The sequence below is a fragment of the Acidovorax kalamii genome (assembly GCF_002245625.1).
In the GTDB taxonomy this organism is placed as follows: Bacteria; Pseudomonadota; Gammaproteobacteria; order Burkholderiales; family Burkholderiaceae_C; genus Acidovorax; species Acidovorax kalamii.
The window spans coordinates 46456-72877 of the sequence record NZ_NOIG01000008.1 but is presented as its reverse complement, the minus strand read 5'-3'; the positions used below and the strand labels follow the sequence as shown (position 1 = coordinate 72877).

19 protein-coding genes are annotated in these 26422 nt (G+C 67.5%); 8 read left to right on the top strand and 11 right to left on the bottom strand.

From position 1 onward, the window contains the following. Nucleotides 1–21 precede the first annotated feature (21 nt). From tcuB to CBY09_RS11700, 6 genes are all read right to left on the bottom strand, one after another. Entirely contained in the window at nucleotides 22–1203 is a 1182-nt protein-coding gene (tcuB, locus tag CBY09_RS11725; RefSeq protein ID WP_094289727.1) for a tricarballylate utilization 4Fe-4S protein TcuB, read from the bottom strand. Next, on the bottom strand, nucleotides 1190–2683 hold the full coding sequence (tcuA, locus tag CBY09_RS11720; protein WP_094289725.1) for an FAD-dependent tricarballylate dehydrogenase TcuA: 1494 nt from the start codon (nucleotides 2681–2683) through the stop codon (nucleotides 1190–1192). The genes tcuB and tcuA overlap by 14 nt, the downstream gene beginning before the upstream one ends. Before the next feature lie 117 nt (nucleotides 2684–2800). Next, nucleotides 2801–3751 carry a LysR family transcriptional regulator gene (locus CBY09_RS11715; RefSeq protein WP_094289723.1) on the bottom strand — a complete coding sequence of 317 codons (951 nt, stop codon included), beginning with the start codon at nucleotides 3749–3751 and terminating at the stop codon, nucleotides 2801–2803. Between the two features lie 75 nt (nucleotides 3752–3826). After that, nucleotides 3827–4891 (bottom strand): porin, encoded by a 1065-nt coding sequence (locus tag CBY09_RS11710; RefSeq protein WP_094289721.1) that lies wholly within the window; start codon nucleotides 4889–4891, stop codon nucleotides 3827–3829. Nucleotides 4892–4966: 75 nt separating this feature from the next. Further along, nucleotides 4967–5965, bottom strand: coding sequence for a Bug family tripartite tricarboxylate transporter substrate binding protein (locus CBY09_RS11705; RefSeq protein WP_094289719.1), 999 nt, complete (start codon nucleotides 5963–5965; stop codon nucleotides 4967–4969). A gap of 52 nt (nucleotides 5966–6017) precedes the next feature. Then, on the bottom strand, nucleotides 6018–7109 hold the full coding sequence (locus CBY09_RS11700) for a 4-oxalomesaconate tautomerase (protein ID WP_094289717.1): 1092 nt from the start codon (nucleotides 7107–7109) through the stop codon (nucleotides 6018–6020). A 189-nt stretch (nucleotides 7110–7298) separates the two neighbouring features. On the opposite strand from CBY09_RS11700, the gene CBY09_RS11695 reads away from it, so the two are divergent. From CBY09_RS11695 to CBY09_RS11665, 8 genes are all read left to right on the top strand, one after another. Then, on the top strand, nucleotides 7299–8240 hold the full coding sequence (locus CBY09_RS11695) for a LysR family transcriptional regulator (protein WP_094289715.1): 942 nt from the start codon (nucleotides 7299–7301) through the stop codon (nucleotides 8238–8240). After that, nucleotides 8237–9355, top strand: coding sequence for a tRNA 2-thiouridine(34) synthase MnmA (gene mnmA, locus CBY09_RS11690; protein ID WP_094289713.1), 1119 nt, complete (start codon nucleotides 8237–8239; stop codon nucleotides 9353–9355). Before CBY09_RS11695 ends, mnmA begins: the two co-directional genes overlap by 4 nt. 308 nt (nucleotides 9356–9663) lie before the next feature. Beyond that, nucleotides 9664–10140, top strand: a complete 477-nt coding sequence (gene bcsD / locus CBY09_RS11685) for a cellulose biosynthesis protein BcsD (protein WP_240515695.1) — start codon at nucleotides 9664–9666, stop codon at nucleotides 10138–10140. A 46-nt stretch (nucleotides 10141–10186) separates the two neighbouring features. Further along, nucleotides 10187–10780 (top strand): cellulose biosynthesis protein BcsP, encoded by a 594-nt coding sequence (gene bcsP / locus CBY09_RS23705; RefSeq protein ID WP_133066283.1) that lies wholly within the window; start codon nucleotides 10187–10189, stop codon nucleotides 10778–10780. After that, the gene (gene bcsQ, locus CBY09_RS11680) at nucleotides 10777–11559 is read left to right on the top strand and encodes a cellulose biosynthesis protein BcsQ (protein ID WP_094289711.1); all 783 of its coding nucleotides are present in this window, start codon (nucleotides 10777–10779) and stop codon (nucleotides 11557–11559) included. The genes bcsP and bcsQ overlap by 4 nt, the downstream gene beginning before the upstream one ends. Continuing rightward, a complete protein-coding gene (gene bcsA, locus CBY09_RS11675) occupies nucleotides 11556–13742 on the top strand; it encodes a UDP-forming cellulose synthase catalytic subunit (RefSeq protein ID WP_094289709.1) in 2187 nt (728 codons plus the stop codon). The genes bcsQ and bcsA overlap by 4 nt, the downstream gene beginning before the upstream one ends. Nucleotides 13743–13797: 55 nt before the next feature. Beyond that, nucleotides 13798–16122, top strand: coding sequence for a cellulose biosynthesis cyclic di-GMP-binding regulatory protein BcsB (gene bcsB, locus CBY09_RS11670; RefSeq protein ID WP_094289707.1), 2325 nt, complete (start codon nucleotides 13798–13800; stop codon nucleotides 16120–16122). Nucleotides 16123–16210: 88 nt separating this feature from the next. Next, complete coding sequence (locus CBY09_RS11665; protein ID WP_240515694.1) at nucleotides 16211–20563, top strand: cellulose biosynthesis protein BcsC; 4353 nt, start codon at nucleotides 16211–16213, stop codon at nucleotides 20561–20563. A 160-nt stretch (nucleotides 20564–20723) separates the two neighbouring features. On the opposite strand, the gene CBY09_RS11660 is transcribed toward CBY09_RS11665, so the two are convergent. The 5 genes from CBY09_RS11660 to CBY09_RS11640 form a co-directional block, all read right to left on the bottom strand. Then, nucleotides 20724–22298, bottom strand: a complete 1575-nt coding sequence (locus CBY09_RS11660) for a hypothetical protein (RefSeq protein WP_240515693.1) — start codon at nucleotides 22296–22298, stop codon at nucleotides 20724–20726. 455 nt (nucleotides 22299–22753) lie between these two features. Then, nucleotides 22754–23467 (bottom strand): Bax inhibitor-1/YccA family protein, encoded by a 714-nt coding sequence (locus tag CBY09_RS11655; RefSeq protein WP_094289703.1) that lies wholly within the window; start codon nucleotides 23465–23467, stop codon nucleotides 22754–22756. A gap of 96 nt (nucleotides 23468–23563) precedes the next feature. Then, nucleotides 23564–24139 (bottom strand): hypothetical protein, encoded by a 576-nt coding sequence (locus CBY09_RS11650; RefSeq protein WP_094289701.1) that lies wholly within the window; start codon nucleotides 24137–24139, stop codon nucleotides 23564–23566. 340 nt (nucleotides 24140–24479) lie between these two features. Next, nucleotides 24480–25037 (bottom strand): single-stranded DNA-binding protein, encoded by a 558-nt coding sequence (gene ssb / locus CBY09_RS11645; RefSeq protein ID WP_094289699.1) that lies wholly within the window; start codon nucleotides 25035–25037, stop codon nucleotides 24480–24482. Between the two features lie 126 nt (nucleotides 25038–25163). Next, entirely contained in the window at nucleotides 25164–26342 is a 1179-nt protein-coding gene (locus CBY09_RS11640) for an MFS transporter (RefSeq protein WP_094289697.1), read from the bottom strand. Nucleotides 26343–26422 lie beyond the last annotated feature (80 nt).

The following is a 26422-nucleotide window of genomic DNA, read 5'->3' as shown; positions in this document are numbered from 1 at the left end:
GGGGGTGTTGTGGTCGTGGGCTCAGTCGGCGCTCAAACCGATGGGGTGGGGCTGGCGCTTTTCCACTGCGTGGCGCAGCAGCGCAGCGGTGCGGAAGATGCCGTGCGCAAACTTGCCATAGGGCATGGTGGCAAACAGCGCCATCACGGCGCCCAGGTGCAAGCACAGCAACAGCGGCAAGGCGGCGGTGCCGCGCGCGGCCCACAGGGCCAGGCCGCTGGTGGCGGTGAGGAACAGCAGGGCGATGAAGGCGCGGTCCATGGGCTTTTGCGCGGCGTCGCCGTGTTGCGGATGGCGGCGCTGGTTCAGCCGCCACAGGCCTGCCGTGCCAATGGCCAGGCTGACGCCACCCACACCGCCCAGCAGCTTGGGCAGGCTGGGCAGGTCGTAGGGTGCGGGCGCGCCCAGTAGGTAGTGGTACAGCGTGGCCACGCTGGTGGCCGCAAAACACAGCAGGAAGCCGTAGAACGTGAGGTGGTGGAAACGCCTGCGCGAAAGGGTGTAGGCGTCGTCCTCGTTGTGGCAGCCGTCGCCGTGGCCGCCGTCCAGGTATTTGAGGCGCAACACGGCATCGGTGGCTTCGGCCGTGGCGGGGGCAGTCAGCGGTGCGCCGCTGGTGGCGGGCGTCACGTCGCGCCAGAAGCGGCGCACGCCCAGGCCCAGCGCGAGCACGGCGAACAGGAACACCGGTGCGAACAGGCCCACCAACAGGTTGTGCGGGAAGATGCCGTAAAAGCCGCCCACGGGCGCGTGCCACAGCGCCGCCAGCCCTTGCCCGTGCAGCACCACGGCCAGCAGCAGGAATAGCGTGAGCCCGGCCACCAGCGCCAGGGCCAGGGTCAAGCCGTTGCGCTGGTAGAGCTGGCCCAGCGCGGGCGGCCAGGCGTAGTCGGCATAGGTCTGGCCGCGCACTTGGGCCATGGCCTGCGGCACATTCACCGCAAATTCGTGCGGCGGGGCGTACTGGCAGGCGTGCAGGCAGGCACCGCAGTTGTGGCACAGGTTGGCAATGAAATGGATGTCGGCCTTGCCGAACTCCAGCCGCCGCGTCATAGCCGGGAACACGGCGCAAAAGCCTTCGCAGTAGCGGCAGGCGTTGCAGATCTGGAGCTGGCGGGCCACCTCGGTTTCGGGGGCCGACAGCACGATGTCGCCATTTGCCAGCGCGCGGGCGTCGCGTGCCAGGGCCTCAAGCGTTTGCATTGTTTGCTCCTGAATTGATAGCTATTGAGGCAATTCCATCAGGCGGTAAGGCCTTTTTTGATACCGAAGCGGCACGCGCCGCCTGTGTGCCCGCGATGCGACCGAACGCGGTGCCAATGCTCATGCCCACACCGGCCGTGTAGCCCTTGCCCAGCACGTTGCCCGCCATCATTTCGCCCGCCACAAACAGGTTGGGGCTGGGCTGGTTGTTGAAGCGCACGGCGGCCGTGTCGTCGGTGTGCAGGCCGAGGTAGGTGAAGGTGACGCCGGGCTTGAGCGCGTAGCCGTAGAAAGGGCCGGTGTCGATGGGTCGCGCCCAGTGCGTCTTGGCGGGTGCCACGCCTTTGGTATGGCAGTCGTCCAGAGTGGTGTGGTCGAACTGGCCCACGCGGCAGGCGGCGTTGTAGTCGGTCAGCGTGCGCATGAACGTGTCCAGGGGCAGGTCGAGCTTTTGGGCCAGCTCGGGCAGTGTGTCGGCCTTCACGCCCGGAAACACGGGCGGCATGAAGCGGCCAATGGCCTTGCTGTCGATGATGGAGTAGCCGATCTGCCCCGGCTGCTGCGCCACCAGGCGGCCCCAGATGGCATAGCGCTTGGGCCAGAAGTCCTCGCCCTCGTCGTAGAAACGCTCGCCGTTGCGGTTGACCACCACGCCCAGCGACACGCAGTCGATGCGGGTGCAGATGCCGCCGTCGTACAGCGGCGCGCGCGCGTCGATGGCCACCATGTGCGCCTGCGTGGGGTCGCCGATGCGGTCGGCGCCGTGGTCGTCGAGCAGGTGCCGGAGCAGCACCCCCTTGTTGTAGGCCGTGCCACGGATCAGGAAGTTGTCGGCCGGCCACTCGCCGCGCTCGTTCTGGCCCCAGGCTTCGCGCAGCCACTCGCGGTTCGATTCAAACCCGCCAGCGGCCAGCACGCAGCTTCTGGCGGCAATGCGCTCGCCGTTCGCCAGGTGCGCGGCAATGAAGCGGCGGCCCTCCATCTCGATGCGCTCGACGGGCGCCTCGTACCGTATCTGCACGCCCAGCTGCTCCGCGCTGCGGTAGTAGGCATTGACCAGCGCCTTGCCGCCACCCATGAAGAACGCATTGGTGCGCGCCACATGCAGCGTGCCCGCCAGCGCGGGCTGGAAGTGCACGCCATGGCGGCGCATCCAGGGACGGCAGGTGCTGGATTCGCGGATCACCAGGCGCGCCAGGTGTTCGTTGGTGAGGCCGCCCGTCACCTTGAGCAGGTCTTGCCAGAATTCTTCCTCGGGGTAGGCATCGACCAGCACGTCCTGCGGCGCGTCGTGCATGCAGCGCAGGTTGCGCGTGTGGGCGGAGTTGCCGCCACGCCAGGCGCGTGGGGCCGATTCAAGCAGCAGCACGCTGGCGCCCGCTTCGCGCGCCATGAGGGCGGCGCACAGGGCGGCGTTGCCACCGCCGATGACAAGCACGTCAACCGCAGTGTGTTCCGCAGGGGTGGGGTGATGTGGCACCGTGGTCTTCCATTCGTGGGGGTGGCCGCCACTGTAGGAATTTCGCCCCGGTGTGGGCAGGCCCGAATGGGCAAGGGGCCATCACGGATCGTGATGACCTGAGGCTGCTTTGAGCGGCTATGCAGGAGCCTGCGCGAGCGTGGCCCCGACCCAGGTGCCCGACTGCACCAGCGTCCGCGCGCAATCGGCCAGCACCACGCGGGTGGCCAGCGCGGCGGGCGAGAGTTCATCGTCGGACAGGCTGCACAGCGCGGCCGGGCGGCTGGCGGGCGCGTCGGCCAGTTCGGCCAGGCCAAAACGTGTGGCGGCATCCGGGTAGCGCCCCACGGCGGCCCAGGGTTGCAGGGTGCTGCCCAGGCCCGCATTCACGGCATCCATCAGCATGGCCAGGGAGTCGATCTCCATCGCCACCTGGGGCGTAACCTTGGCGGTGGCGAAGGCGGCGTCGATGCGGCTGCGCAGGCCATGTGGACCGGTGGGCAGGATCAGCGGCTCGTGCTGGAGCTGTGCCAGGCGCAGGCGCCTGGGCAGCTTGGCGGGCAGGGTGCTGGCGCCGCCGTGGGCGCAGCGGATGAGGAACAGGCGCTCGTCCAGCAGCGGCAGTACGCTCCAGCGGCGCGCGGGCTGGGTATCGAACAGCACGGCCAGGTCCAGCTGGCGTGCGTTGAGCATGTTGGAGAGGTGGCCCGACAGGCTCTCGACCATGTGCAGCCGCACGTCGGGGTAACGCTCGCGCATGGCGCGCATCAGGGGGATGCCCAGCACCGAGGCGGTGGTGGGTGCCAGGCCCACGGTCACGGTGCCTGACAGCCGGGCTTGGCGCGCGACGCGCGCCGCCTGGTCGGCATGGCGCAGGGTGAGCTGCGCCTCGCGGAAAAAGGCCAGCCCGGCCTCGGTGGGCACGGTGCCCTTGCTGGTGCGCTGCAAGAGCCGCGTGCTCAGCTCCCCCTCCAGCCGGCTGATCTGCTGGCTCAGGGCCGACTGCACCATTTGCAGGTCGAGCGCGGCGCGGCCCATGGAGCCGAGTTCGACGATGCGGACGAAGTAGCGAAGCTGGCGCAGTTCCATGGGGCGATGGTCGCACAGTCCCACCAGTGCCGGTGCAACCGCCCCCCGATGACAGAGCAAGCAGGCTCTTGCACCTCAGAAGGTGTGCACCACGCCTGCAGAGACACCGGTGGCGGTCGCCTTGTTGGCTGCACCCTGGAAGCCGTTGCGCCAGCGGGTGTTGTCCAGCTCGGCATACACCTTGGTGCGGCGCGAGAGCTTGTATTCGGCAAACGCCACCAGGCGGCCGTAGCCGTCGTCGGCGGCGCCAGTGCGCGAGCGGTCCACCTTGTAGTACGCCGCTGTCAGGTCCACCCAGGGCGTGGCCGCCCAGGTGCCACCGGCGGACAACACGCGCTGCACGGTGAAGCGACCCGCCGCCGTCTCGGCCTTGTTGCGGCCTGCATTGGCAGCCAGACGCACGCTGCCCCACTGGTAGGCGGCGCCCAGCGTGGTGGCGTCCAGCGAGCGCTTGTTGGTGTCGTTGAAGCTCTGGTGGGCGCCGGACACCACGAAGCCGTACGCAGCCCAGGCCAGGCCCACTCCGCGTGACGACAGGGCCGAGGCCTGCGATGCGACTTCGCCCATGCCCCACATGGCACGTGCCGTGAAGCCGCCGAAACGGCCCGTGTATTTGATGGCGTTGTCGAGCCGGTATGAGCCCGAATTGGCGCCTGCGCTGCCGTACTCGATGCCCAGGCCATGCTGGCTCAGTGCGGTCACTCCGATGTTGGGGTTGAAGCTGGCAAAACGCATAGCCAGCGGATCCACGGGCGAGATGGCGTCGGCCAGCGTCGTGGTCTGGCGGCCCAGGGCCAGCGTGCCCCACCCGCCTTGCAGGCCCACCCACGACGCCCGGTCGAAGTACTTGCTGGCGTTGGCGGGCGCGCCGGTGTCAGCGTTGAGGCCGCTCTCCAGGTTGAACAGCGCCTTGGCGCCACCACCCAGGTCTTCGCTGCCCCGCAGGCCCCAGCGGCTGGTGGTGTGGATGCCGCTGCCCAGGCTGTGGGTGGAGCCCGGTGCCGGGGCGTTGGATGCGGTGAGGCCGCTGCCGTTGCGCAGGCCCAGGTCTGCCACGCCGTACAGCGTCACGTCCGCGTTCTGCGCCATCGCGCAGGGGCCGACGAATGCAGCGCAAGCCGCTGCCACAATTTTCTTCATGCATGTCTCCTGTTGTTGAAATTTGGGCGGGCAGCATGGCTCTCACGCGACCCGCTGGGCCTCCCTCGGCACCAGTCAGTCCGGGGTGAGCTGGGCCTTCAGCACCACGCCCTTCCACTTGGCAAGTTCCTGCTTCACGGTCAGGGCCAGTTGCTCGGGCGTGCTGGTGTCCACCACGGCGCCTTGCTCCTCGATGCGGCGCACCACGTCCTTGTCGGCCAGTGCGGTGTTGAGGGTCTTGTTGAGCAGGTCGATCACCGGGCGTGGCGTCTTGCCGGGCGCGAACAGCGCATACCACTGGGTGATCTCCACGCCTTTGACGCCCGCCTCTTCCAGCGTGGGCACATCGGGCAGCAGCGACGAGCGCTTGGGCCCGGCCAGCGCCAGGGCACGCAGCTTGCCGTTCTTGACATGCGGGTAGGCCGAGAACAGGCTGGGAAACATCACCTGCGTCTGCCCGGCCATGGTGTCGTTCATGGCGGGTGCAGCGCCCCGGTAGGGCACATGGGCCATCTGGGCGCCGCTTTCCAGCTTGAAGATTTCTGCCGAGAAGTGCGGGGCCGTGCCGTTGCCCGCCGATGCGTAGTTGAAGTCGGTGGGCTTGGCCTTGGTCAGTGCCACCAGCTCGCTCACGGTCTTGGCGGGCACCTTGGGGTTCAGCACCATCAGGGTGGGCGAATAGCTCACCATGCCAATCGGCTCGAACTGCGTGATGGGGTCGTAGCGCAGCTTCTGTAGCGCGGGGCTCATGCCATGGGTGCCGATGTAGCCGAACAAAATGGTGTGCCCGTCGGGTGCCGCACGGGCCACGTATTCGGCCGCAATGGCGCCATTGGCCCCGGCCTTGTTCTCCACGATGACCTGCTGCCCCAGCAGGGTGGAGAGCTTGAGCGCCACCACACGTGCCATGCCGTCATTGCCGCCACCGGCGGCGGTGGGAACGACCAGCGTGATGGGCTTGTCTGGAAACGCTGCGTGTGCGGCGCCAGCAGCCCAGAGGGCGCTGGACGCGAGCGCCAGCGCGGCGGTGGTCAGCGCCGTACGGCGCATGGTGGAGTGAATGGAACGGGTCATGGTTTGTCTCCTGTCGTAATGGTTGGAATCGTCGAAACCGTTGGAAGGGCGCTCAGTGCGCGGGGGCGCTTTCGGGCACAAACAGCGTGCCTTCCAGAATCTTTCGGGCGGTGCGCACCAGTGCGGCCTGCACCAGCTTGAACTGGCCATCCACCTCGCTGAGCTCCACCTCCACCTGGATGCGGCCTGCCGGGTGCTGCACCTCCACACGGCGCAGCCCGGCGGCGGGTGCATGCCGTTTGTCGGTGGCCACGGTCCCGGGCAGCACCGATGCTGCGGCGACGCCGATGGCGCCCGTCACCGCGTGGGACCGGTGGCATTGGTGGGGCGTGAAGTAGCGCGACACCACGCTGCCTGGCGATGTGCCTGGCGACACGATCACCGGCTTGGGCAGCACGCTGTGGGTCACATCGCCCATGCCCATGCGCTGGCCCGCTTCGAGGCGCAGGGCCTCCAGGCGTTCGAGCAAGGCGGTGTTGGCGTCCAGCTCGGCGGGTGTCTCGTCGCCGCGCAGGCCCAGGTCGGCGGCGCGCACCAGCACCATCACCTGCGCTGCGTCGATGCAGGTGACCTGCAGGCCCTGGATGGTGTCGATGCGCTGGCCGGTGGGAAAGATCTGCCCGGTGACGGCGCCCCAGGCGTCCAGGAAGTTCATCAGCACGGGGGCGGCCGTGCCCTGCACGCCGTCAATGCGCACATCGCCGTCGTAGTGCACCTGGCCGCCCGCCGTGCACACCTGCACGTCGATGCGGGAGCGGGTGTTGACGTTGTAGACCCGCACGGTGGTGGTCTGGCCTTCGCGGTCTGCAGGGACCAGCCCCTGCTCGATGGCGAAGGGCCCCACACCGGCCAGCATGTTGCCGCAGTTGGGCCTGGTGTCCACACGGGCTTCCTGCACGCTGACCTGGGCAAACAGGTAGTCCACATCACAGTCGGGCTGCGTGGAGCGCGAGACGATGGCGACCTTGCTGGTCAGCGAATTGCCGCCGCCCAGACCGTCAATCTGCAGCTCATGGGGCGAGCCCAGGGCTGCAATCAGCGTGCGGTCGCGGGCCTCAGGGTCACGCGGCAGCCAGTCGGCCAGGAAGAACGGCCCCCGGGAAGTGCCGCCACGCATCAGAACGCAAGGAATGTTGGTGCTCATGGGTCAGCATGGTGCGACGCCCTCGCTGATCTGTGAATTGCATTGTTGGCAATGATTGATGCATGCTGTGCAATAGGATCACGCGGCTTGTACATGCTCCAATCACGGCCGTGAATTGCAATGTTCTGATCATTTGATGCACGGCTTGCAACACTGACAACACTCCGAAGCGCACTGGAAGGACGCCCGATGAACAACAAATTCGACCTTGCCGACATCCAGGCCTTTGCGGCCGTGGCTGAGCTGCAGAGCTTCCGCGCAGCGGCAGAGGCCATCCACCTTTCGCAGCCTGCATTCAGCCGCCGAATCGACAAACTGGAGGAGGCGCTGGGAGTGCGGCTGCTGGACCGCACGACGCGCAAGGTCACGCTCACTGCCGTGGGGCGCGACTTTGCACGCAAGACCCGCGCGTGGCTGGACGACCTGGACGGCATGCTGATGGGCTTGGGCGATGTGGCCGCGCGGCGCATGGGCGAGGTGACGATTGCCTGCGTGCCCTCGGCCGTGTATTACTTTCTGCCGCAGGTGGTCAAGCGTTACCACGAGCGGTTCCCCAAGATCCGCGTGAAAGTGCATGACGCCAGCGCCAACGAGGTGCTGGTGGCCGTGGCGCAGGGCGATGCGGACTTTGGCCTCAACTTCATCGGCAGCCAGGAGGCCGAGATCGAGTTCAAGCCCGTGCTGGCCGAGCGCTTTGTGGCCGCCTGCCGGCGCGACCACGTGCTGGCGCGGCGCAAGAAGGTGACCTGGGCGGAGCTGGGCCAGCACGACTTCATGTCGGTGGGCAAGACCTCGGGCAACCGCCTGCTCATGGACCTGGCGCTGGCCAACGTGCCCGACCGGCCCCAGTGCCTGTACGAAGCCAAGCACGTGACCACGCTGCTGGGCCTGGTGGAGGCCGGCCTGGGCGTGGCGGCCGTGCCCAGCCTGGCCATGCCGGGCAAGGACCACCCCACGCTGGTCAGCATTCCGCTGGTGGAGCCCATCGTGACGCGGCAGATGGGGCTGATCAAGCGCCGGGGCAAAACCCTGTCGCCCGCCGCGCAGCAGCTGTATGACCTGCTGGTGGCTACGCGTTCTGCGCGCCCGCGCAGTGCCCCGGCGGCATCAAAAATACAATCGGGGCAATGACTTCCCCTACCAAACAGCGCGTTGTCGTCGGCCTTTCCGGCGGCGTGGACTCGGCCGTGACCGCCTACCTGCTCAAAAAGCAGGGCCATGAGGTGGTCGGCATCTTCATGAAAAACTGGGAAGACGATGACGACAGCGAGTACTGCTCGTCCAACATCGACTTTGTGGATGCCGCCGCTGTGGCCGATGTGATCGGCATCGAGATCGAGCATGTGAACTTCGCGGCCGACTACAAGGACCGCGTGTTTGCCGAGTTCCTGCGCGAGTACCAGGCCGGCCGCACGCCCAACCCGGACGTGCTGTGCAACGCCGAGATCAAGTTCAAGGCGTTCCTTGACCACGCCATGCGCCTGGGTGCCGAGAAGATTGCCACGGGCCACTACGCGCGCGTGCGCCAGAACCAGACTTCCGGCCTGTTCGAGCTGCTCAAGGGGCTGGACCCCTCCAAGGACCAGAGCTACTTCCTGCACCGCCTGAATCAGGCGCAGCTGGCCAAGACCCTGTTCCCTGTGGGCGAGCTGCACAAGACCGAGGTGCGCCGCATCGCCGAGGAAATTGGCCTGCCCAACGCCAAAAAGAAGGATTCGACCGGCATCTGCTTCATTGGCGAGCGGCCGTTCCGCGAGTTTTTGAACCGCTACATCAGCCACGCGCCCGGCCCCATCCTGGACGACCGGGGCCGCAAGCTGGGCCAGCATGTGGGCCTCTCCTTCTACACCCTGGGCCAGCGCCAGGGCCTGGGCATTGGGGGGGTGAAGGAAAAAGGGGCGCAACGTGGTGGCGGCGCGCACGAGCCGTGGTTTGTCGCACGCAAGGACCTGGAAAAGAACACGCTGCGCGTGGTCCAGGGGCATGACCACCCCTGGCTGCTGTCGCACCACCTGGTGGCGCAGGATGTGAGCTGGTGCGCTGGCCAAGCACCCGTACCGGGCGCCTATGCTGCCAAGACACGTTACCGCCAGCAGGATGCGGCCTGCACCCTGGAGGCCGCGCCCGACGGCTTCGCCCTCCGTTTCCCCGAGGCCCAGTGGGCGGTGACCCCCGGACAGAGTGCGGTGCTGTATGACGGGGAGGTGTGCCTTGGGGGTGGGGTGATCCAGGTCGCCGCGCCCTGATTCCTGTGTGCCCGAGGGGTGGACTCTTGGGTGGTTTCAGCAGGTGTTTTGACTATTGAAATGATTCTGCAATAGTTTTTTCTTATATTGTGTGGTGTTGTGCCCACAGACACCGGCATGGAGGGTGCCGTTAAAGGAAGTTCACCTTTGGCCTGGCCGCTGAAAGTGCTTTTTTTGGGGCAAGACTCCTAGAATTCCGCACAACCTGTTTGAAACCACATGTATCAGTCGATGCATGGGGTATCTCCCTTGAGTCCACCCCCGCGAGGGCCGCCGAATCGGGCCCGAAGCTTGCTCGTGCGCACGCCATGTTTTCAACTGCCTCCCTACCAGCCAACCCCGACATCACCCAACGCCTTATCGATCAGCAGTGCACCGTGCAATGGAGGGGGTTCCTGCAGGCCCTGGCGGCCGAGTTTGCTGCCGCGCTGCCGGCTGAAGACCTGCGCGCGCTGATGTTCCGGGTGGGCACACGGTTTGCGGCCGAGCACCCCCTGCCTACATGTGCCACCCTGGATGACCTGCAGCGGAGCATGGCGGCCGTGTGGGACCGCATCGGCTGGGGTGGCGTCCGCCTGCAGCAGGCTGCGGCACAGCTGGATATCCACCACGACCTCTCGCCCTTGTCGGCGGCTTTCGGGCCTGGCCATGCGCCATGGTCCGGGGGCTTCCTCGAAGGGGTCTACCAAAGCTGGTTTGAACAGGCTGGCGCAGCCCAGCTCCGCGTAGCCCAGTCCGCCCCGGCGGATGCCTGGGGCTGCATCCACTTCCAGCTGGCACGCTGAGCCCTGCGGGCTCCGGTTTTCCACGTTTTGCTATTGGCGGTGACCCGTGAAGCAATCAGACGATATCGTGAACCTCTTCCAGCAATTTGGAGGCAAGGCCGACCCTTACCAGGAGCTGGCCCGCAAGCAGGAGCACCAGCGCTCCAGTGAACGCTGGCCATTGGTGTCCGCCGTTCGGGGTGCTGTGAGCGGGGACGTGCCAGCGGTGGACCGCCGCCCCGGGGGCTTGCCCGCCCCCGCGTCCCAGAACCCGGCTGCGCCAGTCGCCAGCGCGCCCGCTCCCGCAGGCTGGACGCAGCCCGCCGCGCCGAGGGCCGGTGACAGCCCCGCGCCGTTGTGGGGCGCTGCCGCAGCACCACAACCAGCCGCCGCACCTGCCCCGCTGCCCGTTTCGGCGACAGCGATGGCCCAGGCATCTGCACCCCTGGCACCCTCTGCTTCCTCTCCCGCACTTGCGGCGCGCTCTCCGCTGGCGGGACTGGCTGGCCTGCATGCGTCTGCCGCAGCCACCCTGCGCGATGCGCCCGCTGCAGCGCCCGATCCGCTGCCCACCGACCTGCCGTCGGTGTTTGCACGCCTGACCGGAGAGCCATCACCCCGGCCCGCTACGACCTGGCAGCCTCGCAAGGGCCAGCCATGAAGGTGGTTGCTGTTGTTTCTGCCAAAGGCGGTGTGGGCAAAACCACCCTGACCGCGAACCTGGCCACGGCGCTGCAACACCAAGGCGCACCGACGGTGCTGGTGGTGGACCTGGACCCGCAGAACGCGCTGGGCCTGCATTTCGGAGCCGACCCGGGGGCCCTTGCCGGGGTCTCCCGCGCCAGCCTGTCGGGTGACAGCTGGGCTTCGGTCTGCCAACCAAGCCCTTCGGGGGTGCATGTGCTGCCCTACGGGGTGGTGAACGAGGCCGATCGCGTGGCCTTTGAGCGGCACCTGGAGGCCCATCCCGACTGGCTTGCGCAGCAGCTGCAAAGCCTGGATCTGCCCCCCGATGCGCTGGTGTTCATCGACACGCCGCCGGGCCCCTCGGCCTATATGCAGCAGGCGCTCACGGCAGCCCAGGTGGTGGTGGTGGTCAACCTGCCCGATGCGGCGTCGTATGCCGCGCTGGCCCTGATGCAGCGCTTGGTACACACCTACTGCACACCACGCCCCGACTTTGCCGGAACCCTGCATGTGCTGAACCAGGCCGATGGTGCGCGTCAGCTGTCCAAGGACATCACCCGCGTGATGCAGGACAGCCTGGGCGACCGGCTGATCGGCGTGATCCACGAAGACCAGGCGGTGCGCGAGGCCCTGGCCTATGACCAGAGCGTGCTGGAGTACGACACCCATGGCCAGGCGGCCGACGACCTGCGCAAATGTGCGCAGGTGCTGGCCCAGCGCCTGGGCTTGTCACTGCCGGGGGCAGCGCGATGAGCGTGGACCAGCGGCCCCAGGCCGACGAAGTTGCCGACGCCGATTCCCACAGCCCTCAGGCGCATTGGCGCACGGTGGTGCATGCCATCACGGGCTGGGAGATCTGGCAACACCCCACGGCCCGCGTGGTGGCCGTGGTGTTCAGCGCGCTGCTGATGGGGTTGGTTATCAGCGTGCCGCTGGACCTGCAGGGGCAGATCCTGTTCTCCCTGGGCTCGTTTGCGGCCGCGCTGCTGCTGAGCAAGACCCCGGGACGCCTGTCCACGCTGGCCATGATCGTGCTGTCGATTTCGGCATCGTCGCGTTACATCTACTGGCGCTTCACCGACACCATCGGGTTTACGCACTGGATGGACGCAGCCTTCGGCTACGGGCTGGTGCTGGCCGAGCTGTATGCGTTTGCGGTGCTGCTCATCGGCTACTTCCAGACTGCCTGGCCGCTGCAGCGCCGCCCCGTGCCCATGCCGGCGGACGTGAGCACCTGGCCCAGCGTGGATGTGTTCATCCCCAGCTACAACGAGCCGCTGGAAGTGGTGCGCCAGACGGTGTTCTCGGCCATGAGCCTGGACTGGCCCAAAGACCGTCTGCATGTGTACGTGCTCGACGATGGCCGCCGCACCGAATTCCGCGAGTTCTGTGAAGAGCTGGGCGTGGGCTACCTGATCCGCGACAACAACCACCACGCCAAGGCGGGCAACATCAATGCGGCGCTCAAGGTCACGCATTCCGAGTACATCGCGATCTTTGACTGCGACCACATCCCCACGCGCTCCTTTCTGCAGGTGTGCATGGGCTGGTTCTTCAAGGACACGAACCTGGTGATGCTGCAGACGCCCCACGTCTTCTTCTCGCCCGATCCCTTCGAGCGCAACCTGGACACTTTCCACCGCATGCCCAACGAGGGCGAGCTGTTCTACGGCATCGTGCAGGACGGCAATGATCTGTGGAACGCGTCGTTCTTCTGCGGTTCCTGCGCCATCATCCGCCGCAAGGAGCTGCTGGAGGTGGGCGGCATCGCGGTGGAGACCGTGACCGAGGATGCGCACACGGCGCTCAAGCTCAGCCGCCTGGGCTACAACACGGCGTACCTCGAAGTGCCGCAGGCTGCAGGCCTGGCCACCGAGAGCCTCTCGGGCCATGTGGGCCAGCGCATCCGCTGGGCGCGGGGCATGGCGCAGATTGCGCGCACCGACAACCCGTTGTTCGGCAAGGGGCTCAAGTTCGGCCAGCGGCTGTGCTATCTCAATGCGATGCTGCACTTCTTCTACGGCTTGCCACGCCTAGTGTTTCTGACGGCGCCGCTGGCCTACCTGTTTTTTGGTGCGCATGTGTTCCAGGCCTCCGCGCTGATGATCACGGCCTATGCCCTGCCGCATCTGGCCCATGCCAGCGTGACCAACTCGCGCATCCAGGGGCGGTTTCGCCATTCGTTCTGGAATGAGGTGTACGAGTCGGTGCTGGCCTGGTACATCATGCGGCCCGTGCTGGTGGCTGCCATCAACCCCAAGCTGGGCAAGTTCAACGTCACGGCCAAAGGCGGGGTGATCGAAAAAGCCTACTTCGACTGGACCATCGCCCGTCCCTACGTGGTGCTGTTGCTGATCAACCTGGTCGGCATGGCGGTCGGGGTCTGGAAGTTGTTCTCGTCGGCCGGCGACGAAACCACCACGCTGGTCATCAACATGGTGTGGACCGTCTACAACATCATCTTGCTGGGCGCCAGTGTGGCCGTGGCCAGCGAGACGCGCCAGATCCGGGGCACGCCGCGCGTGGCGGCCAGCCTGCCAGCGGTGATCCGTTTCGAGAACGGCCGCACCCTGGTGTGCAAGACCGAAGACTTCTCGCAGCATGGCCTGGGGCTGGCGGTGCCACCCGATGTCGATATCCCCATGGGCAGCCGCCTGGCGGTGTCGCTGTTCCGCTCGGACGAGGAAGGCGTTTTCCCGGCCATTGTCACGTTCAGCGGCAAGGGTCGCCTGGGTGTGAAATTCGACAACCTCAGCCTGCACCAGCAGGCCGAACTGGCCTCGCTCACCTTTGCGCGCGCCGACGCCTGGATCGCCACCTGGGGCACGGGCCAGCGCGACAAGCCGCTGCGCTCGCTCAAGAGCGTGATCGTGATCGGGCTGCGTGGCATGGGGCAGCTGACTGCCACAGCTTTCAAGTCCCTCAAGCCCCGCTAGAGCGTGCACAACACGCTCTCAGCCTTTCCCTGTTTTCCAAGACTTCTCCCTCACCATGATTTCCACACGACGTCCGACAGCGCGGCTGCCACGCCAGCGCATGCTGCCTGCCATGCTCGCCCTGGTGCTGGCGGGGGCCGCAGCGCCCGTTTCGCAGCTGGCAGCCGCCCCCGCACCGCTGGCCGCGCCGGCCCCTGTGGCCGTGCCGCCTGCCGAGTCGGGGGTGCGTGTGCACCGTGCCAGCCTCAAGGAGCTGGGCGCACTGTTTCCGCTGCAGCTGCGGGGGGTAGACGGCACCAGTGGCGTGGCCTTCAGCGTGCGCAACGATGAGGTGGTGATTGGCGCCAAGCTCAAGCTCAACTACTCGTATTCGCCTGCGCTGCTCACCAACCTGTCGCATATCAAGGTGCTGGTGAACGAACAGGTGGCGGCCACGATTCCTGTGACCACCCAGCAGGCCGGTGAGAACCTGCAGCGCGAAATCACCATCCCGCCGCGCCTCATCACCGAGTTCAACCGGCTGAACCTGCAGCTCATCGGCCACTACACCATGGAGTGTGAAGACCCGCTGCACTCCAGCCTGTGGGCCAACATCGGCAACGACAGCGTGCTGGAGCTGACGGTGGCCCCGGTGGCGCAGACCAACGACCTGGCGCTGCTGCCCCAGCCCTTCTTTGACCGCCGGGACGTGCGGCCGCTGGAACTCCCCATCGTGTTCAGTGCCGCGCCCAATGCGGGCACCTTGCAGGCGGCGGGCACGATGTCGTCGTGGTTTGGCGCGCTGGCGGGTTTCCGTGGCGCGAAGTTCCCGTCCCTCATTGGCGAGCTGCCTGCGCGTGGCAACGCCGTGGTGATGGTGGCTGGCCGGGCGCAGGCGCCCGCAGGCCTTGCGCTACCCGAAATCTCCGGCCCCACCGTGGCGGTGGTCAGCCACCCCGGCGATCGCAATGGCAAGCTGTTGCTGGTCATGGGGCGCGACGATGCCGAGCTGGCTGTGGCGGCGAAGGCACTGGCGATTGGCTCCTCGGCCCTGTCCGGCCCGCTCGCACGCATTACCGAAGTCACCGAGCTGAAGCCCCGAAAGCCCTACGACGCGCCGAACTGGCTGGCCAGCGACCGGCCCGTGAAATTTGGCGAACTGGCCGAGGCCCAGGCGCTGAACGTGTCCGGCTATTCGCCCGACCTGATCCGCGTGAACTTCTTCCTGCCGCCCGACCTGTTCGGCTGGCGCCAGAAGGGCATTCCGGTGGACCTGCGCTATCGCTACACGCCGCGCCCCAATGCCGACAAGTCCACGCTCAACATCAACGTGAACCAGCAGTTCCTGCGCTCACTGCCCCTGCGGGCCGTGAACCATGAAGAGCAAGGCACGCTGGACCGCTGGTTCACCAAGGTGATGCCCGCAGGCGAAACGGTGCCCGAGCGCGAGAAGCTCCACATCCCGCTGTTCAAGCTGCCCGCCCAGTCGCAGCTGCAAATGCACTACTACTACGACGTGGTCAAGCAGGGCGCCTGCAAGGACGTGCCGCTGGACAACGTGAGGGGCTCGGTGGAGGCCGACTCCACCATCGACATCTCTGGCTTCCCCCACTTCATCGCCATGCCGGACCTAGCCGCGTTCGGCAACGCCGGTTTTCCGTTCACGCGCATGGCCGACTTGTCGGAGTCGGCCGTGGTCATGCCCGACAGGCCGGGCGTGCAGGAGCTGGGCACCTACCTGGGGCTCATGGGCCTCATGGGCCGCGTCACGGGGTTCCCGGCCCTGGGCGTGACGGTGGCGCAGGCGCAGCAGGTTGATCGCCTGGGTGACAAGGACCTGCTGGTCATCTCCTCGGGCGGTGGCAACCAGCCCCTGCTCAAGCAGTGGGCCAGCGCCATCCCGGCGGCGCTGCAAGGCGATGCCAAGAGCTTCCAGCTCGCGGACCTGGCCCAGCGGATGCTGCGCTGGTGGGGCTTCGAGGATGAATCGGGCACCCGCGCGCACCGCAGCCAGGTGGCGTTTTCCAGCAGCAGCACCGACGCGTTCATTGCGGGGTTTGAATCGCCCCTGCGCAGCGGCCGCAGCGTGGTGCTGGTGGCCAGCAACCAGCCTGCGGGCCTGGCCCAGGTGATGGATGCGCTGCTGGATGCCGACGCGGTCACCAAGGTGCAGGGGAGCACCACGGTGATCCGTGGCAAGCAGGTGGACAGCCTGGTGGCCGAGAAAAACTACCATGTGGGCCAGCTGGGACCGCTGCTGTACGCGCAGTGGTACCTGTCGCGCAATCCGCTGCTGCTGATCCTGCTGGGGGTCTCGGCGTCGGTGCTGGTGGCCATCATCATGTACCTGTCGCTGCGGGCCCGGGCCCGCGCCCGGTTGAAACAGCAAAAGAAGGGCTGAGGCCGTGCGTGGCACGCCCCGTTGATTCGGAATCACGCAACACCCTCCCGGCCCTGGCGGCCGGGAGACTCGCAGGGAGAAGGTAGGCATGTCCTCCAAACGTCGTCGTCACCACCACACACTCGCCATGGGCCTGCTGGCCTCGCTGATGGCACCCACTGCCGCCTGGGCTCAGACTGGGGCCGAGCAGACCTTGCTGGACCAGGGGCAGTACTGGCAGGAGCGCGGTGATACCGAACGCGCTGGTGAAGCCTGGCAGAAGCTGCTGCGCCTGAACCCGCAGAACGCCCAGGCGCTGTATGGCATGGCGCTGGTCGAACTGAACGCACAGCGCCCCGAAAGCGCGCAGCGCTACCTGACGCAGCTGCAGGCGGCGCACCCGCGCAGCCCGCTGGTGAGCCGTTTGCAGGAATCCATCCGCACCGGGCGCAGCGCGCCCCAGATCGAGACCGCACGCCAGCAGGCCCGTAGCGGCCAGGCCAGCCAGGCGCTGAGCACCTACCAGGCCGCGCTGGGCGAGCGCCCCCCCACCGGGCCGCTGGCGCTGGAGTACTACCAGACCCTGGGCGCTACGGCCGGAGGCTGGGACGAAGCCCGCCGGGGCCTCAGCCGCCTGGCGCAGGAATCCCCCGAAGACCCGCAGATCGCGCTGGCCCTGGCCCAGCACCTGACCTACCGCGAATCCACCCGCCGCGATGGCATCGCGCAGCTGGCACGCCTGGCGGGCCGCCCCGATGTGGGCAAGGCTGCCACCGAGAGCTGGCGCAAGGCGCTGGCCTGGACGGGCAACCGCTCGGCCGACATTCCGCTGTACCAGGAGTTCCTGCGCGCAAACCCCGGCGACACCGCCGTGCAGACACGCCTGGCCCAGGCCCAGAACCTGCAAAAGCAGAGCCAGGTGGCCAGCCGCCCTGTGGCGACAGACCCGCTGCGCCTGCGCACCACGGCCGGGTTCCAGGCGCTGGAGGATGGCGAGCTGGACGCGGCAGAAGCTGCGTTCCTGCAGGTGCTCGAAACGCGCCCCAGCGACGGCGATGCCCTGGGTGGCCTGGGCATCCTGCGGCTGCGCCAGGAGCGGTTTGCCGATGCCCGGGGGCTGCTGGAGCGCGCCTCGCGCGCCGGCTCGGCCGCGCGCTGGAAGCAGGCGCTGGACAGTGCCACCTACTGGAGCCTGGTCGAACAGGCCACCAGCGAGCGCGAGCGGGGCGACACCGCTGCCGCACGCCGCACGCTGGAACAGGCCGTGCGCCTCAACCCCGCAGAAGTGACGGCCGAGACCGACCTGGCCGACCTGCTGGTGGAAGCTGGTCAGTACGACGCAGCCGAGGCGGCTTATCGCCGGGTGCTCGCGCGGCAGGCCGACAACCCCGACGCCGTGCGGGGCCTGGTGGGCGTGCTGGCCCAGAACAACAAGGCCGCCGAGGCGCTGGCTCTGGTCGAGAAGCTCTCGCCCTCGCAGCAGGAAAAGGTGGGAGCCCTGGGGCGTCTGCGCGCTGCGCAGGCCCTGGGCCAGGCCCGGGCCGCCACGGAGCGTGGCGACCTCGCGGCCGCGCGCGCGGCGCTGGAAGACGCGCTGCTGAATGACCCGGCCAGCCCCTGGGTGCGCCTCGACCTCGCCCGCCTGTACCTGCGGCTGGGCGCCGTGGCCGAGGCCCGGGGCGTGATGGACGGCTTGCTGCTCTCCAACCCCAACATGCCCGAGGCGCTCTATGCCAGCGCGCTGCTGGCGTCCGAAGCCAGCGACTGGCCGGGCGCCCTGGCGCTGCTCGACCGCATTCCTGAAAAACACCGCACCCGCGACATCGCCGCACTGCAAAAGCGCGTCTGGGTCCATGTGCAGGCGGCTGCCGCATCGGCGCTGGCGGCCGAGGGCCGGCAGTCCGAAGCCCTGGCCACCCTGGCCCAGGCCGAATCGTTTGCCACGCAGGACACCGAGCTGCTGGGCGCACTGGCCCTGGCCTACGCCGATGCGGGTGAGCCGCAGCGTGCGCTGGGCATGGTGCGCCAGGTGCTGGCGCGCACGCCCCGGCCCGATGTGGGGCTGCGGCTGCAGTACGCGGCCACGCTGCTCAAGACGCAGCAGGACGTGGAGCTGTCAGGCATCCTGCGCCAGCTGCAGAACGCGCCCATGAGCGAGCGCGAGCGCCGCAGTTTCGCCGACATCCGCCGCGCCTACATCGTGCGCCAGGCCGATGGCCTGCGCGAGGCGGGCGACCTGGTGGCCGCCTACGACACCATCGCCCCGCTGCTGGCCGAGCAACCGGACGACCCCCTGGCCATGGCAGCCCTGGCCCGCATGTATGCGGCCAACAACGACTATGCGCCCGCGCAGGCGCTGTACGCGCGGCTGCTGGAACGCTCGCCCACCGACGTGCCCCTGCTGCTGCAGACCGCAGCCATGGCCACCGGTGCGAAGGACTACGCCTATGCCGAGTCGCTGCTGTCCGTGGCGCTGGCACGCGCACCGCGCGACCCCGAGGTGCTGACGGCGGCTGGGCGCCTGTACCGTGCGCAGGGCAAGAACACCAAGGCCACCGAATTCTTCACCGCCGCCGTGGCCGCCGAAAACGCCCAGCGCGACGCCGTGCTGGCCGCCAGCGGCGTGGCAGCAGGGCCCGGACGCTCGGGCAACCCCTTTGCCCAACGCGCCGGGCTGCAGCCGCAGCGTGTGGGTGGCGGGCTGACCGTGCCGGGCGCTGCCGCCGTGGCGCGCTCCCCGGTGGGCTACACGCCCATGCAGTACGCGCCACAACCCGTGGCACGCAGCAATGCAACGGCGGGGCTCTACATCCCCGATCCGGCCGGGGCCAGCCGGTTTGCTCCCGCTCCGCAGATGGCGGTCGCGCCGCCCCTGACCCCGGCCAACTATTACCCGGAAGTGGCCAGCCAGGCCCCCGCCGCCGAGAAGGCGGCTTCATCTTCGTCCGCCGAAGCGCGGCGCAGTAGCACGGCAGCGACGCCTACGGTTACCCGCGCGGCCGTGGCCCCGACGCGGCGGCAAGCACCTGTGTCATCGGCCTCCTCAGCGACCGCCACGGGCGGCACCGGGGCGGCCATCGTGCCTGCCTATGCGCCTGTGCATACCCCCGGTGCAGTGCCAGCGCAGCAGAATGCCGCTGCAGGCTACCCGGGCATGCAGCCCTCTGCACAACTGCAGATGCAGCGGGCGCCTGCGACGGCCCAGCCGTCCGTGTGGTCCAGCGCAGGCACAGTGAATGCCGTGCCGGACCCCGCGCGCCCGCGTACCGCGCGCGATGAGCTGCGCGAGGTGCAGCAAAGCCAGATCAGCAGCTTCTCCGTGGGGGCTACGGCCCGCGCCCGGCAGGGCGAGGCGGGTATGAGCCAGCTTTCCGAGATCGAAGCGCCGGTACAGCTCAAGATGAGCGTGGGCGATGGACACCTCATCCTGGGTGTGACGCCGACGGGCGCGAGCGCCGGCTCGCCGGGCTCGCCGTACGGGACGATCAGTCGATTCGGGGGCGGGCCAGTCACGGCCCTGGACATGCCCGAGCGAGCTCCAGGCTCTCAGAGCGACAGTGGGATTGGGCTGAGCGTGGGTTATGAATCCGGAAACTTCAAGGCTGACATCGGTACCACGCCGCTGGGCTTTGGCCAGGCGGACGTGACAGGCGGCGTGCGCTATCGCATGCCCATCAACAACGAGTTGACCATGGCCGTGGATCTGTCCCGACGCCCTGTGACCGACAGCCTGCTGTCCTTCGCTGGCGCCCGCGATGCTCGCACCGGCGACCGCTGGGGCGGCGTGTCTGCCACCGGTGGCCGTGTGGACCTGACCTGGGACGACGGCGAACTGGGCGTGTACGGATACGGCTCGTTGCACGGGCTGACTGGTACCCGCGTGCGCAGCAACGCACGCGTGGAAGCCGGCGGTGGCATGTACTGGCACGTGCATCGAACGCCCAACGCAGATCTGACCGCTGGCCTGAGTTTCACGGGGCTGTCGTACCAGCGCAATCTGCGTTACTTCACGGTGGGCCATGGCGGGTACTTCAGTCCGCAACAGTTCCTCTCATTCGGTATCCCCATCGAGTGGGCCCAGCGCAATGGTCGCCTGTCCTACCAGCTCAAGGGTTCAGTAGGCGTGCAGTATTTCAAGGAGGACGCAGCCCCCTACTTCCCCAACAGCCCCTCGCGCCAAGCTGCAGCGGTTGCGGCGGCCAGCGATGCGCTGGCGTTCGGTGAAACCGGCGCCACCGCCATCTACCCTGGCCAGTCCCGCACGGGCCTGGGCTACAACCTGGGGGCTGCCATGGAGTACCAGATGCACCCGCAGGTGTTCCTGGGGGGGCACCTGGCGCTCAACAACGCACGCAACTACCGCGAGTTCGCCGGTGGCCTGTATGTGCGCTATGCCTTCCAGCCCTACAACGGCCTGCAGGCTTTCCCGGTGAATCCGCTACGCTCTCCATACGCGAACTGAGCACTAGACGCTGCCCGGGCCGGTCCTGGTGGTGGCCTGTCGGCTGTGCGGACAGATAGGCGCATTGCAAAGCCCCTCAGTGCCAGAGGTATCGGGGGGCTTTTTTTGGTGCCGTGTGCGGCGCAGTGGCCTGGGGCAAGATGTCTCGGCGTCTCCTCCTTCAGCGTGTACCGATGAAGATCGTCTGGAAGCGCTGGCCCGTCAAGGTGCGCGCAGCGGTGAGCACGCGCAGGCCCGTCACAACCTGGCCCGCAGCGTCGAAGCGGGCGGATGCGACACCCGACTGGTTGGGCGAGCTGTTGAACGGGCAGCCGCCACCGGTATAGGCCAGGTTCTGCACGCGGTAGAGGTTGTTGCCGCCGCCTTCGTACGGAACGACCATGCCGGTGAGTGCGCAGCCGCTGCTGGTGGTGCCCTTGATCTCACCCAGCGCGTTGAGCGTGAGGGTCATGCTCGTGCCGCCAAAGCCGATAGATGGGCTGCCGTAGGTGCCTGCCAGGCGTGCGACCGACGAGGACAGCAGCGCGTTGTACGGGAAGGTGGTGTCGGGCACCATCGAGAACGATGTCGCGGCGCTGCCCTGGGTGGGGTTGGCGTAGGTGCCGGCGAAGCTCACGCCAGTGCGCGCGTCACCGCTGAGCACCATCGACTCGGTGTACTGCGTTGCCAGCGGGTTCTGGTGGTTGAAGTAGGCTCCGTCGTTTGAGCTGACGAGACTGCTGCCGGCGGCCACCAGCAGCGTGCCGTACAGGGCGTCGTAGCCAGCGCCGATGGGGCGGTAGAAGAAGTAGCCGCCGTCGGGCAGCACGGCGGCAGACACCGACGTCGCACCCGCACCGCTGACCGTCCCGGTCCAGTTGCCTGCCGCGCTCTGGGCCGTGGGAGCGGGCGTCGGGTTGTTCGGGCCGTCAGCCTTGCCTTCCAGAACGAATGTGTTCGCCGGGCCGGTGGCGTTGCGGGTCATCATCCAGATGCCGCTGCGCTCGGTGGCACTCACGTCGAACTTGAGAACTGCCACGCCTGACTGCGTGGTGCCGGCGCCGGCGCACAGCGTTTCGTTGCCCGAGAGATTCATCGACACGCCGTACACGGCAGAGTCGCTGGCACGCGGAATCACTGTACCGGTGACCGCGCAGGCGCCGACTGACCCGGTGAGCGCGCCTTGTGCGGTAATGGACAACACCCAGCTGCCCCCGAACACGCCGCCGCCTCGGTAGGTGCCTTCCATGAGTGACAGCCGCGCGGGGTGGTTGTTCAGATCGCTGTAGTTGAGCTTGAAGGTGGTCGTAGACCCGGTGGCTGCAGCCGTCGCGACGGGGTCGCTGTAGTTGCCGCTGATGGCATCGGTGCGTCCCGTGGTTGTGCTGGCCGATGCAGTGCCCCGCAGGGTCACGTTGGTCGCGAATTTGCCGTCCCGCACTGAGAAGTAGGTAACCCCAGTGGCCAGCACCGTGGTGCGGTCCACGTTCAGTCGGCCATAGAGCCCGTCGTATCCCGCAGAACTGGCTGCCTCACGGGCCAGGTAGAACTCGCCACCCGTTCCCTGCGGGCCTGGGTCGATGTAGCCGAACACTTGGCGCTGCAGGGCGCCTGTGCCCACCGTGCCCGACCAGACACCGCCCGGGTACTGCTGTACGCCGGGTGCCGGACCCACGTCCCCGCCATCGGAGGAGCCGCCACCGCAGCTGGCGAGCAAGGCCGCACAGGTCAAGGAAAGCCAGGAGTTTTTGCGCATAGTGGAAAGAACGAAGAAACTGGGAATAACAGGAGTTCGGGAATGGCGCTCTGAAGTGTGGGCGGGCAGGATGCTCGCCGCGCGAGCGCGGCCCGCACGGCTGGCCGCTGAGGAACGCGCCATTCAACCAGAGAGACCACTTGGCCCATGCACGAGTGCATGCACCAAGCCGCTGTATCTAATTGTGCCAGCTATGGGTCGGGAGGCCTTTGGAAAACGCTTCCAGGCATTGCGCGCACGCCTGTTGCGCCTGCTTTGACATACCCGCACCAACACTCCGGGACGGTGCGCCGAAAAGCTATGCAAGTAATAGCTACAAATGGATACACATCCAGCGATGCTGAGCACTTTGGCATGGGCATTGCGGCATGCCAAAGAAAAAGGCCGGACACTTTGCATGTGTCCGGCCTCATGGGGTCTGCAGGCTGCACTACCAAGGGCAGCAGCCTGTCAGATCAATCGTCGTTGGTCGCCAGGCTGATCAGGATGCGCAGCACATACCAGAGCATCAGCGCAATCGACGCAAACAGGTGCAGCGCGGCACCGGCAGGGCGGTCGGCGGGGTAGTCGTGGATGATGCGCGAGGTGTCGTACAGCACGCAGGCGCCTGCAAACAGCACCATGATCCCCGAGAACCAGATGCCCAGCTTGAAGCCGAAGATGGCGCCCGCAATGATGGTGCCCAGCGCCACCAGGCCACCCACCTTCAGGATGCCGCCCAAAAAGGAAAAGTCCGTCTTGGTGCTGAACGCCGTCCAGGTGAGCGCGCCCACCAGCAGCAGCGTGATGAAGCCCGCCGCACCAATCGCGCCGGGCGCCACCAGCTGGGCGATGCCGAACATGGGGGCGAAGATCAGGCCCTCGGCCAGCACGTAGATGCCCAGGCCCATGAGCTGGGTCTGCGGGTTTTCGGCGTTGTCGGCCAGGTGGGAGGCCAGCCAGCCCACCAGCATGAAGGCGCCCATCACGCCCAGCCAGATGAACTTGTTGCCGCTGGCCATCAGCATCTTGGCCGTGGTGTTGGAAAAACCGCTGGCCATCAGCACGGCCGACAGCACGACAAAAGCCAGCATGGCCACGCCCAGGTGCTTGTAGGTCGAGACGATGAAGTCGCGGCGCTCCATGGGCGCGCCGGACGGGGTCTGCGGGGAAAGTGCATTGGGGTTCATGGTGATGTCCTCCTTTGGATCTGCGTGTGCAAAAAACTCAGGAGGAGCGCCACCTGGGCGCCCCTCCCTCCCTCTCTTTGTTATGGGGTGTGGCCGTCAGGCGGCGGCCAGTTGCTGGGCCTCGTCGGCGGCGCGCAGCTTGCGGTTGGACCAGACACCGGCGGCACCCACCAGCGTCAGCAGGATCGCCAGGACCCAGGTGCCCGCGCCGCTGAAGGACTGGGCCGACGACGTGGCTTCGGCCTGCAGGCGTTGCTTGGTGGTGTCGTAGCTGATCACGGGTGTGCCGCCTGCCGAGACTTCGTAGACCAGGTCGTGGTCGCTGCTGTCCACCAGGGCGGTGACCTTTTCATCGATCAGATTGCCCACCAGCTGCTGTGGCGTGCTGTAGTCGATGCGCAGCTTGCGCACCTCGGCACCGGCGGTGTCGGGCTGCACGCTGATTTCGTAGTACTTCTTGGTGGCGCGGCGCTTGCGCTTGACGGTGACTTCTGCGGCTTGTGTCACGGTGCCCGACACGGTCTGCAGGCTTTCGCGCGCCACGTAGGCGTGGTCCCCCTCGGCCTTCCAGCCGCTGTACACCGACAGCCCGATCAGGCCGGGCCCGGCCAGCAGCAGCAGCCAAGCATAGCCGGTGATGAAAATCAGAATCTTGCGGACGAATCCAGGCATGGCAACCCTCTCTCTTCAGTTGGAATATTGATTTTTGGTAACTGCTTGCCGCCGGGCTTTGCGCCTCTTTGCGAGCAAGGCCGCGATGATCTGCGAAATTTCCGTATCGGATGTAAGAAGTTGTTGATCCGTGGCGGCGCTGTCGCACTGGACAAAACGGAGAAGCGGCGCGCCTGCGCCCCGTTGTAAAAGCACGCGGGCGATGCATGGAGCACGCTGTTTTTCCGTGCCATGCGAAGTGATTCTTGTTGCGAGTTGCTACGTTTTGAAGTGCAGCGCCCAAAGAAAAAGGCCCACACCTTGCGGGTGTGGGCCTGGGAATCGACGCGTTGCCTGGGGATCAGAACGGAATGTCGTCGTCCATGTCGTCAAAGCCGGACGCTGCGCGCGGGGCCTGCGCCACCGGTGCGGGGGCGGGGCGTGGCGCGGGCGCTGCCATGGGTCGGGGTGCGGGGGCCGCACGGCGCGGGGCCTGGTCGTAGCCACCCTGGTCGCCACCGTAGCCATCGTCGTAGCCGCCGCCCTGCTGGCCACCGCCACCCTGGCCACCACCGCCCATGCCCTGGCGGCTGCCCAGCATCTGCATCTGGTCGGCGCGGATCTCGGTGCTGTACTTTTCCACGCCGTTCTGGTCGGTCCACTTGCGTGTGCGCAGGCTGCCTTCCACATAGACCTGAGAACCCTTGCGCAGGTACTGACCGGCGATTTCGGCCAGGCGGCCATTGAAGACCACGCGGTGCCACTCGGTGGCTTCTTTCATTTCGCCGGTCTGCTTGTCTTTCCACTTGTCGGTGGTGGCAATCGTCACGTTGGCCACCTGGTCGCCACTGGGAAAAGTGCGCATTTCAGGGTCGCGGCCCAGGTTGCCGACGATGATGACTTTGTTTACGGATGCCATGGTGCTGTCTTTGCCTTAAAAGGAGAAAAGCGCCGGATTTGGAGAGGGATTCCGGGCGCCAAACGCGCCATTGTGCCGCAACCGAGGGGGAAAGGGGCACGCGCTGGCCGGGCGTGGGCGCCGGTGTCAGTGCCCGCCGCGCCCCACCGGGCGCAGAGGCCAGGTCAGCACCAGCCACAGGGCCGTGAGGGCGGCGGTGGCGGCAAACAGCCCCGGGGCCCCGGCCCATTTCACCAGGGCGCCGCCCAGCGCGCCCCCCGCGAACAGGCCCAGCGACTGCAGGGTGTTGTAGGTGCCCAGCGCCGCGCCGCGCAGCTGCTGCGGCGCCATGCGCGACACTAGGCTGGGCTGGCTGGCCTCCAGCGCATTGAAGCCACAGAAGAAAAGGAACAGCAGCGGCCCCAGAACCCACAGCGTGTCCGGCACCCCGCTGGCCGCGAGCAGCCCCAGACCCGCCTGCACCACCAGCACCAGGGCAATCGCCCCGAGCAGCGCAGCGCGCAGGCGCCCCGCGCGCTCCAGCGCAAACAGGCCGCCCATGGCCCCAAACGACAGCACCACCGCAGGCAGATAGACCTGCCAGTGCTGGTCCTTGGCCAGGCCCGCCTGCACCAGCAGCGCGGGCACGGCGACCCACATGGACAGCTGCACGGTGTGCAGCACAAACACGCCCAGGTTCAGGCGCAGCAGGTCGGGCTGGGTCCACACCTCGGCCAGCCGTCCCCGGGGCGCGTTCTGGTGCTGGGCGGGTTCGGGGGGCACCCACCACACCACCACCGCCACACCGGCCAGCGCCAGCGCGCAGGTCAGCCCAAACAGCCCGGCCAGTCCGACCTGGGCCGTGAGCACGGGGGCCAGCACCAGCGCCACGGCAAACATCAGGCCGATGCTGCCGCCCACCAGCGCCATGGCCTTGGTGCGCACGGCATCGCGGGTCTGGTCGGCCAGCAGGGCGGTCACGGCAGCCGACACCGCCCCCGCCCCCTGCAGCGCCCGCCCCACCAGCAGCCCGGTGAGCGAATCGGCCAGTGCGGCCAGCAGGCTGCCCGCCGCAAACACCAGCAGGCCCAGCACGATCACCCGCTTGCGGCCGAAGCGGTCCGACGCGATGCCCAGTGGCAGTTGCAGCACCGCCTGCGTGAGGCCGTAGATGCCCATGGCCAGGCCCACCAGCGCCGGGTCGTCACCCCCAGGGTACTTGCGGGCTTCGAGCGCAAACACGGGCAGCACCAGGAACAGGCCCAGCATGCGCAGCGCAAAAATGAGGGCCAGGCTGACGCTGGAGCGGCGCTCCAGCGCGGTCATGGGGGTGGCAGGTGCAGAGGGCTGCGGGGCAGCTGCGGCTGGCAGGGAGGAAGAATCCGGCACGGTGTGCGCTAAGGCCC